The sequence below is a fragment of the Streptomyces sp. NRRL S-31 genome, assembly GCF_000718775.1.
Lineage (GTDB): Bacteria > Actinomycetota > Actinomycetes > Streptomycetales > Streptomycetaceae > Streptomyces.
On the sequence record NZ_JOCB01000254.1, the window covers coordinates 1 to 465 of the forward strand.

The 465-nt window shown below is 73.8% G+C and carries 1 pseudogene; it reads right to left on the bottom strand.

Annotation, left to right across the window (positions count from 1 at the left end):
* Window positions 1-415 (bottom strand): annotated as a pseudogene (locus tag IF37_RS40405) (modular polyketide synthase); the annotation flags it as partial.
* Window positions 416-465 lie beyond the last annotated feature (50 nt).

Consider the following 465-nt stretch of genomic DNA (forward strand, 5'->3'; position numbering starts at 1 on the left):
CCAGCGCCCGCGCGAACACCGGAAACACCCGATACAGACCCCGCCCCATCCCCACCCACTGACCACCCTGACCGGAGAACACAAACGCCGACCCACCCGAGTCGCGGGCTTCGCCGGTCACCAGCCCGGGATGCGCCTCCCCGCGCACCAGGGCCGCCAATGCATCCGGTCCAGTCACCACGGCCCGGTGGGCGAACCGGGTCCGCGCGGCGAGCGCGGCGCCGATTCCGTCCGCGTCGGGGGCCTTGGCCGCGTACGCCTGAAGCCTGCGGGCCTGGGCCAGAAGCGCCTGCTCGGACTTGGCCGACAGCAGCCACGGCACCGGCACCACGGCCTCAGGGGCCGGATCGGGAGCGGCAGGGGACACGGGCGACGTCTCCTCCGCCGGGTCCGGGGCCGGAGCCTCCAGGATCACATGCGCGTTCGTACCGCTGATACCGAACGCCGACACACCGGCACGGCGGG